6 protein-coding genes are annotated in these 9697 nt (G+C 67.7%); 1 reads left to right on the plus strand and 5 read right to left on the minus strand.

Annotated elements, in window-relative coordinates; translation table 11 throughout:
- The 5 genes from ACFV4K_RS32190 to ACFV4K_RS32210 all read right to left on the minus strand — a co-directional run.
- The coding region (locus tag ACFV4K_RS32190; RefSeq protein WP_379280005.1) for a fatty acid desaturase family protein at nucleotides 1-1204 on the minus strand (1204 nt) is incomplete at its 3' end.
- Nucleotides 1205-1298: 94 nt separating this feature from the next.
- The gene (locus tag ACFV4K_RS32195) at nucleotides 1299-2774 is read right to left on the minus strand and encodes a fatty acid desaturase family protein (RefSeq protein ID WP_379280007.1); all 1476 of its coding nucleotides are present in this window, start codon (nucleotides 2772-2774) and stop codon (nucleotides 1299-1301) included.
- 155 nt (nucleotides 2775-2929) lie between these two features.
- On the minus strand, nucleotides 2930-4093 hold the full coding sequence (locus tag ACFV4K_RS32200; RefSeq protein WP_379280008.1) for a ferredoxin reductase: 1164 nt from the start codon (nucleotides 4091-4093) through the stop codon (nucleotides 2930-2932).
- A gap of 287 nt (nucleotides 4094-4380) precedes the next feature.
- Complete coding sequence (locus ACFV4K_RS32205) at nucleotides 4381-4971, minus strand: DUF6912 family protein (protein WP_379280010.1); 591 nt, start codon at nucleotides 4969-4971, stop codon at nucleotides 4381-4383.
- Nucleotides 4955-6376, minus strand: a complete 1422-nt coding sequence (locus ACFV4K_RS32210) for a wax ester/triacylglycerol synthase family O-acyltransferase (protein WP_379280012.1) — start codon at nucleotides 6374-6376, stop codon at nucleotides 4955-4957. Before ACFV4K_RS32210 ends, ACFV4K_RS32205 begins: the two co-directional genes overlap by 17 nt.
- Nucleotides 6377-6834: 458 nt before the next feature.
- On the opposite strand from ACFV4K_RS32210, the gene secA reads away from it, so the two are divergent.
- On the plus strand, nucleotides 6835-9660 hold the full coding sequence (gene secA, locus ACFV4K_RS32215) for a preprotein translocase subunit SecA (RefSeq protein WP_379280013.1): 2826 nt from the start codon (nucleotides 6835-6837) through the stop codon (nucleotides 9658-9660).
- Nucleotides 9661-9697 lie beyond the last annotated feature (37 nt).

Raw genomic sequence — 9697 nt, forward strand, 5'->3', positions numbered from 1 at the left:
CCTTCAGCGCGGTGCGCAGGCCGCGGCGGCGGCCGGTCATCGGGTCCACGGTGGCCGCGCCGCCGAACATCTTCTCCGACTTGGTTTCCGGAGCGTCGTCGGTGGAGCGGCGCAGGTACTTGTTGGGCAGCGACAGCTTCATGATGGTGCGCCACGACTTGGCGTACTGCACCGGCAGCGACCCGGTGGTGTACGGCAGGTCGTACTTCTCGCACAGCGCCCGCACCCGCACCGCGATGTCCTTCAGGTGGTTGGACGGGATGTCCGGGTACAGGTGGTGCTCGATCTGGTGCGACAGGTTGCCGGTCATGAAGTGCATGACCGGGCCGCCGGAGATGTTCGCCGAGCCCAGCATCTGGCGCAGGTACCACTCGCTCTGGGTCTCGTTGTCGCAGTCGAACTTGGTGAACTTCTCCGCGCCGTCGGGGAAGTGGCCGCAGAAGATGACCGCGTTGGTCCACACATTGCGGACCACATTGGCGGCCAGGTTCGCGGTCAGCGTGCCCAGGAAGGACGGGCCGGTGAGCAGCGGGAAGATCAGGTAGTCCTTGGCGGCCTGCTTGCCGATCTTCTTCAGAACCGTCTTGCGGTCCTCCTCGAACTGGATGCGCTCGGGCGAACCCGGGGCCCACTTCTTCTTGGCGACCTTGCCCAGCTCCAGGTGCTGGATGGCGACGCCGTACTCGAAGAACATCTGCAGCAGCAGGTTGTAGACCGGCTGGCCGAGGTAGAACGGCGTCCAGCGCTGGTCGCGGGTGACGCGCAGCAGGCCGTAGCCGATGTCGTCGTCCATGCCCAGCACGTTGGTGTACTTGTGGTGCAGGAAGTTGTGGGTGATCTTCCAGTGCTCGGAGGGACCGGCGTTGTCCCATTCCCACTTGGTGGAGTGGATTTCCGGATCGTTCATCCAGTCCCACTGCCCGTGCATCACATTGTGGCCGATCTCCATGTTCTCGATGATCTTGGCGGTGCCCAGCAGGGCGACGCCGGCCAGCCACGCGGGCGGGAACAGACTAGCGAAAAGCACTGCGCGGCCACTGATTTCGAGGCCGCGCTGGAGACGGATCACATTGCGGATGTAACGGGCATCCTTATCGCCCAGGGTTGACTCGACCTCGCGGCGGATAGCGTCCAGCTCCGCCCCGATCGCTTCGACATCCTCCGGGGTGAGGTGCGCGTATTCCTTGACATCCGAGATCGCCATGCTGGTTACAGTACCGTAGGTTACGGTCCCGTAGGTTACGACAATCGAATCTCTAACGTGTCGAATCCCGCATTGTTTTCGCGACCCTCGTCTGCTAGCGATTACGGCGGAGTTTACGCGAGAACCAACCCTCGCGCTGAGCTTTCTCGGTCAGCAAAGCCTTTTCCGCCAAAGCCTTTTCGCGCAAAGCCTCCTTGGCCTCGCGCAGCACCTGCTTCTCGTGCGCGGCCTTCTCCTTGAGCGCCACCTTGGCCTCCTGCAGCGCCGACCGCAGCCCGCGCCGCTCACCCGTCTCCGGGTCCAGGCCCCAGCTCGGCTGATGCTCGGCCAGCCACTCCGACGCATTGTGCACGGCCAGCCACTCGCCGGACTTGTTGTGCTCGGCCAGCCACTCGGAGCCGTTCCACGCCGGCAGCGAGATGCCCGCGAACTTGCGCTCCGAGGAGGTCTCCGGGGCGTCGTCGGCCGTCCGCTTCAGCCACTGATCCGGCAGCGCCAGCTTGTGAATCGTGCGGAAAGCCAACAGGTACTGCTTGCCCAGCGAGCCGGTGGTGTACGGCAGGTCGTACTTGTCGCACAGCTCGCGCACCTTCACCGACACCTGCGCGTAGCGGTTGCTCGGCAGGTCCGGGAACAGATGGTGCTCGATCTGATAGCTCAGATTGCCGCTCATGAACGCCATGGCCGGGCCCGCGTCGAAGTTGGCGCTGCCCAACATCTGCCGCAGGTACCACTCGCCCTGCGTCTCGTTCTCGAACTGCTCCTCGGTGAACTTCTCCGCGCCGTCGGGGAAGTGGCCGCAGAAGATGACCGCGTAGGCCCACAGATTGCGGACCAGGTTCGCGGTCGCGTTCGCCTTCAGCGTCGACTTCCACGCCGGACCGGTCAGCGCCGGATAGATCACGAAGTCCTTGGCGACCTGCTTACCGGCCTTGCGCCAGAACGCCTTGTTCGGCTCGGTCAGGATGTGGCGCGGCGGGAAGAGCTGCGACGGGGGCACACCCATCTGCTCCTTGGTGGCAGCCAGATCATGCAGCGCGATGCCCCACTCGAACAGCGCGGCCAGCACCAGGTTCGCGGCCGGCTGCACCAGGTTGATCGGCTTCCACTCCTCGTCGCGCGTCATGCGCAGGATGCCGAAGCCCAGATCGTCATCCATGTCGAGGATGTTGGTGTACATGTGGTGCGAGTAGTTGTGCGCGGCCTTCCACTGCGCCGACGTCCCCGTCATATCCCACTCCCACGTGGTGGAGTGGATCTCCGGGTCGTTCATCCAATCCCACTGCCCGTGGCTGACGTTGTGCCCGAGCTCCATGTTCTCGATGATCTTCGCGACCGAGAGCAGAGCGGTGCCGGTCAGCCAGGCCCAGCGCTTCTTGGAAGCGAACAGGGTGGCACGACCGGCCGCCTCGAGGATCCGCTGCGCGGCGATGGTGCGCTTGATGTAGCGCGCGTCACGCTCGCCGAGCGAGTGCTCGACATCGCGCCGGATGGTGTCGAGCTCCTGGCCCAGGGTCTCGATATCGGACGCCGTGAGATGGGCGAACGCCTTGATGTCGGTGATGGCCACCGGCAGGTCCTTCCGTGGTTGATCTGCCTCGCACCGTTGCGCGGACGGGCGGCCCCGACGGGGGCCGGTCAGGCTCGATTGCTATCGAGGGTAGCGGTTCTCGGGCGGAGCCGTCCCACACGGTGCGGTGTGGGACGGGCCCGGGGCAGTGTCGGTCAGACCTCGAGGGTGCAGTCGCCCGCGGCCGCGGAGATGCAGGTCTGGATCTTGTCGCCGGCGCGGTGTTCCTTGCCGTTGCGCAGATCCCGTACATGACCCTCGGTCACAGTCACCACACAGGTCTGGCAGATACCCATGCGGCAGCCGAACGGCATCTGCACGCCGGCGTCCTCGCCGGCCTGCAGCAGGGTCGTCGCACCGTCGGTCTCGGCGGTGCGACCGGTCTTGGCGAAGGTCACCGTGCCGCCCTCGGCGGTGGCGTTGCGCTCGATCTCGAACCGCTCCACGTGCAGCTGGTCGCCGATACCAGCGGCGGCCCAATGCTTTTCGATCTCGTCCAGCATGGGCAGCGGGCCGCAGGCCCAGGTCTCGCGCTCACGCCAGTCCGGGCACACGGTGTCCAGATCGGCGAGCGCGAACTTGCCGTTCTCACCGGTGAGGTGCAGGTGGGCGGTGAAGCCCGGCCGGCGGTCGTGCAATTCGCGCAGTTCGTCGCCGAACATCACATCGTCAGGGGTGCGGGCGGAGTGCACGTGCAGCACATCCGGGACCGCGTCGCGGCGATCCATGGTGCGCAGCATGGCCATCACCGGGGTGATGCCCGAGCCCGCGGTCAGGAACAGCACCTTGCGCGGCGCCGGATCCGGCAGCACGAAACCGCCCTGCGGCGCGGCCAGGCGCACGATGGTGCCCGCCGGGACACCGGAGACGATGTGGGTGGACAGGAAGCCCTCCGGCATCGCCTTCACCGCGATGGAGATCAGGCGGCGGCCCTTGTGGGCGCCGTCGCCGGTCCAATCCGGCGGGCTGGTCAGCGAATACGAGCGCCAGTGCCAGCGGCCCTCCACCAGCACGCCGATGCCGATGTACTGGCCGGGAGCGAACTTGAAGTCGAAGCCCCAGCCCGGCTTGATCACCAGGGTGGCCGAGTCGGAGGTCTCCTTGCGGACCTCCACGATGCGGCCGCGCAGCTCGCGCGCCGACCACAGCGGGTTCACCAGGTGCAGGTAGTCGTCGGGCAGCAGGGGAGTGGTGATCCGGGCCGCGGCTCCGCGCAGGGCGTCGAGCGGGGTCCGCCCGGCGTTCCCGCCTTCGGCCACGGGGGCCTCCAGCCACTCGCGCAGTCCTCGCACGGAGAATCCGCCACTCTTCGATGCCATATCCGGGAACGCTTTCTGTCGTCGTGCACGCTGGTCAGCGCTTCGTCGCGCACCGGTCGCCCCTGTGACAGGCAACCATCACAGCCAGGTTACGGCATCGTAGGTTCGGAGCACCTCTCGAAGCTCTCGAGCCCCCGATTCCGCGAATCGGGGGCTCGGATCGAGGGCTGTGGATGGCGGTGCGGAGACAGCCGAGAGCCCGGCGTTCAGCGGTTCGCGTCGGCAGTTCAACGATCCCGCCGGGCGTACGGCGGGTCGCGCCAGGCGGTGAGAGAAGGCCTTGGCGGTCAGAGGAGGTCGAGCAGGAAGGGGAGTTCCTGGGCGGCGTACCAGGCCAGCTGGTGGTCTTCGGCGTCGCCGAGGACGAATTCGGCGTCGGCGTCGCCCATGTCGGCGGCGTCGATGACCTCGACGGCCTTGGCCACCTCGGATTCGGCCTCGGCCAGGTCCACGTGGATGGACGCGATGCGGCCGTAGGGGATGGCGGCGGAGAGCCGGACCACGGCGTCGTCGAGGTCGGGGCGCAGGGTCGCGCCGGTGACGTCGGCGGCGATGACCGCGCGGCGGAAGATCGGGCCGCGGGGCGCGGCCTCGCCCGACTCGTCGCCCGCGTCCTCGCCGCCCAGGTCGGCGGCGGCCTGTTCCTCGGCGAGCAGTCGCAGCGAGGCGCGCGCGGCCTCGGCCATGGCGACCTCGGCGAGTTCCTCGTCGTCGCCGGAGGCGTAGGCCTCGCGCAGTGCGGGGGTCACCGCGAAGGCGGTGTCGTTGAGGGCGCGGATCTCCCGGTCCTTCACCAGTTCCCGCAGCATCGGCACCGTGGCCGGGACGTAGACCCGTAGCTTCTTCGGCACGGCGGACGACTCACTGGACGCAGGCACCGAGCATCTCCTCCATCGACTCGTGCACCGAAGCGGTCAGCACCGCGATATCGGCCATGGCGTCGCGATCGGCCGTGAGTCCGTAGAACACCCGCCCGTCGTAGGACGTGAGCCCGATACTCAGAGCCTGAAAGCGCAGCAACGGCGACACCGGGTACATCTCCAGCATCCGCGCGCCGCCGATGTACATGGCCTGCTGCGGACCCGGCGCGTTGGTGATCACCAGATTGAACGTGTGCTCTGCAAAAGTACTCGCCGACCGCACGCTCATGGCATGCAGGCTCGCCGGAGCGAATCCGGCCATGTGCACCAGCGTCCGCGCCCGCACCCCGCGTTGATGCCGGGAGTGCGCCTCGGTGGCGTGCTTGATGTGCTCGATGCGGATCACCGGATTCGGTTCGCCCACCGGCAGATCCAGCAGCAGCGAGGTGACCTCGCCCGCGGGTTTCAGTTCGCCGTGCGGGCCGTCGGCGTACACCGACATGGGGACCACCGCGCGCAGCGCGTCGGCCTCGGTCAGGACCTGCCCGCGCGAGAGCAGCCAATTGCGCAGCGCGCCGGTCACCACCGCGAGGATCACGTCGTTGATGGAGCAGTCGAACCGCTTGCGGATCTTGCGGTAGTCCTCGAGATCGGTGCGCACCACCTCGAAGCGGCGATTGCGGGACGTGCGGGTGTTCAGGGGGCTGTCGGGCGCGCCGATGGCCGCGGTGCGGACGATGGACACCAGCTTCTGCACGGCCTTGCCGGTGGCGTCGACCATGGCGAACGCCTCGGCCATGTGGTGCCGCGCCACCTCCAGACCCTCGCGGGGCTGGGTGGCGAGGTGCGCGACCGCGCCGAGCAGCAGTTCCAGTTCGGCGGGCTCGCGGTGGGCGGCCCAGGCGTCGTCGGCGACCTCGCGGGGTGCGGTCGAGGTGTCCAGGATCACATGCCCGATCTCGAGCGCGCTGTCGCCGTCCACCAGGGACGAGTGGGTCTTGGTGAAGATCGCGCAGCGGCCGTCGGCCAGGCCTTCGACCAGGTACATCTCCCACAGCGGCCGGCTCGGGTCGAGCGGGCGCGAGGCCAGCCGGGCCACCAGGTCCAGCAGTTGTTCGTCGGTGCCCGGCTCGGGCAGCGCGGAACGCCGCACGTGGTAGGTGATGTCGAAGTGGCTGTCGTCCACCCAGATCGGGCGGCCCAGCGCGAACGGGATCTCCCGCACCTTGCGCCGGTACAGCGGCACCAGCGGCAGCCGCGACTCGACCAGCGACACCAGCCGGTCGTAATCCAGCGGCCCGGGCCCCGATCTACCGGTGGGCGCAGGATTGCGCAGGATCGCCAGCGAGCCGATGTGCATGGGGTTGCTGGTGGATTCCAGCCGGTAGAACGACGCGTCCTGCGGCGTCAGTCTGGTGATCACGCTGCCCGCTACTCCCTTATCCCTGCCCGCGCCTCGCAGTTTCCCCCTGCCGAGGCGCCGGCTTTCATACGGACGAACCGCCTGGAGGCAAGCTATCGCAATCCGGTCACCTGGGGGAATGTATGGGCCGCACTGCCCGAGATCACGCACCGTCGTCGGTGCCGCGGTTCCGGGTGCGCGGACGCGGACCGCCGCACGCCGGACCCCCTACATGGTACGTCAGGGGTGTCGAATCAGCCTCGGCCGCAAGCCCATTCGCTGGGCGTTCGCCGGGGTCGGGAGCGGCGGTGCGGGCGTCGCGTTTTCACAGCTTCTCCTCAGCGCCCGGGCAGTCCCGTGCGCAGTTCAGCACCTACGATGGGGGCCGGATTACCATGGCTTGTGAATGCGCGCCCGCGCGCAGGCCTCCCGTCATGGTGGGGGCTACCGACAACACCGACCAGAGGACTACAAGACCCGTGCCTGCGCTGAGTTTTTCAAGGTTGCTACGGATTGGTGAAGGTCGCACGGTCAAGCGGCTGGCAAGCCTGGCGGACGAGGTCATCGCCCTCGACGAGGAGTACACGGCGCTCTCCGACGCCGAGCTCCAGGCCAAGACCGCGGAGTTCAAACAGCGCTACGCCGAGGGCGAGACCCTCGACGAACTGCTGCTGGAGGCCTTCGCGACCGCGCGGGAAGCGTCCTGGCGAGTGCTCAACCAGAAGCACTACAAGGTGCAGATCATGGGCGGTTCCGCCCTGCACATCGGCAATGTGGCGGAGATGAAGACCGGTGAGGGCAAGACCCTGACCTGTGTGCTGCCCGCCTACCTCAACGCCATCTCCGGCGAGGGCGTGCACGTCGTCACCGTCAACGACTACCTGGCCAAGCGCGACTCCGAGTGGATGGGCCGCGTGCACCGCTTCCTCGGTCTCGAGGTCGGCGTGATCCTGGGCGGCATGACCCCGGCCGAGCGCCGCGAGGCCTACGCCGCGGACATCACCTACGGCACGAACAACGAGTTCGGCTTCGATTACCTGCGCGACAACATGACCCACACGCTGGACGATCTGGTCCAGCGCGGGCACAACTTCGCCATCGTCGACGAGGTCGACTCCATCCTCATCGACGAGGCCCGCACCCCGCTGATCATCTCGGGCCCGGCCGACGCCTCCTCGAAGTGGTACGCGGAGTTCGCGCGCATCGCCCCGCTGCTGAAGAAGGACCTGCACTACGAGGTCGACATCAAGAAGCGCACCATCGGTGTGCACGAGGCGGGCGTCGAGTTCGTCGAGGACCAGCTGGGCATCGACAACCTGTACGAGGCCGCGAACTCGCCGCTGGTGAGCTACCTGAACAACGCCATCAAGGCCAAGGAGCTCTACACCAAGGACAAGGACTACATCGTCCGCGACGGCGAGGTCATCATCGTCGACGAGTTCACCGGTCGAATCCTGGTGGGCCGCCGCTACAACGAGGGCATGCACCAGGCCATCGAGGCCAAGGAAGGCGTGGAGATCCAGCCGGAGAACCAGACGCTGGCCACCATCACGCTGCAGAACTACTTCCGCCTGTACGACAAGCTGTCGGGCATGACCGGTACCGCCGAGACCGAGGCGGCCGAGCTGCACCAGACCTACGGCCTGGGCGTGGTGCCGATCCCGACCAACAAGCCGATGATCCGCCAGGATCAGTCCGACCTGATCTACAAGACCGAAGAGGCCAAGTTCGCCGCGGTCGCCGACGACATCCAGGAGAAGCACGAGCTGGGCCAGCCGGTCCTGGTCGGCACCACCTCGGTCGAGCGCTCGGAGTACCTGTCCAAGCTGCTCACCAAGCGCGGCATCGCGCACAGCGTGCTGAACGCCAAGTTCCACGAGCAGGAAGCGCAGATCGTCGCCGAGGCCGGTCGGCCGGGCGCGGTCACCGTCGCCACCAATATGGCCGGTCGTGGTACCGACATCGTGCTGGGCGGCAACCCGGACATCATCGCCGACATCCTGCTGCGCCGGCAGGGCCTGGACCCGGTCGAGACCCCCGACCAGTACGAGGCCCAGTGGCACGCCACCCTGGATCGGGTCAAGCAGCAGGTCGACGCGGACGCCGAGGCGGTGCGCGAGGCGGGCGGCCTGTACGTGCTGGGCACCGAGCGCCACGAGTCGCGGCGTATCGACAACCAGCTGCGCGGTCGTTCCGGCCGGCAGGGCGACCCGGGCGAGTCCCGCTTCTACCTGTCGCTGGGCGACGAGCTGATGCGGCGCTTCAACGGCGCGGCGCTGGAGTCGATCATGACCCGGCTGAACCTGCCCGACGACGTGCCGATCGAGGCCAAGATGGTCTCGCGGGCCATCAAGTCGGCGCAGACCCAGGTCGAGCAGCAGAACTTCGAGATCCGCAAGAACGTCCTCAAGTACGACGAGGTCATGAACCAGCAGCGCAAGGTGATCTACGCCGAGCGCGCCCGCATCCTCAACGGTGAGGACATGGAGGGCCAGGTGCAGGAGATGATCACCGACGTGATCACCGCCTACGTCAACGGCGCCACCGCGGAGGGCTACGTCGAGGACTGGGATCTGGAGAAGCTGTGGGGCGCGCTCAAGACGCTCTACCCCGGCGGTATCGACTACCGCGAGCTCACCGGTGAGATCGAGAGCGGCGAGCCCGGCGACCTGTCCCGCGAGGAACTGCTGGACGCGCTGCTCGACGACGCGCACACCGCCTACGACAACCGCGAGGCGGAGATCGACGGCCTCGCGGGCGAGGGCAGCATGCGCAACCTGGAACGCCAGGTGCTGCTGAGCGTGCTGGACCGCAAGTGGCGCGAGCACCTCTACGAGATGGACTACCTCAAGGAGGGCATCGGCCTGCGGGCCATGGCGCAGCGCGACCCGCTGGTCGAGTACCAGCGTGAGGGCTTCGACATGTTCGCGGCCATGCTCGAGGGCCTCAAGGAGGAGTCGGTCGGCTTCCTGTTCAACCTTCAGGTCGAGGTGCAGCAGCCGCAGCCGGTGGGCGTGAACGTGGCCGCGGGCCTGCAGTCGCCGGTCGGCAACCGCCCGCTGCCCACCCAGGAGGACGCGGCGCAGGCGGGCAACGGCGCTCCGGCGGCGTTGCGCGCCAAGGGAATCGACGAGTCCGGCCCGCGTGGGCTGTCCTACAGCGGTCCGGACGAAGGCGGCCACGCCGCCGTGCGCAGCGACAGTGACGAGTACGGCGCCGAGGACGGGCAGGGCGGCACCCGCCGCGAGCGTCGCGAGGCGGCCCGGGCGCAGTCCAAAGCGGATCGGACCAAGCGCCGCCACTGAGTTCGCGACCCTGTCGAAACGTGCCGCGCCCCGGGTG

The organism is Nocardia sp. NPDC059764, from assembly GCF_042732555.1.
In the GTDB taxonomy this organism is placed as follows: domain Bacteria; phylum Actinomycetota; class Actinomycetes; order Mycobacteriales; family Mycobacteriaceae; genus Nocardia.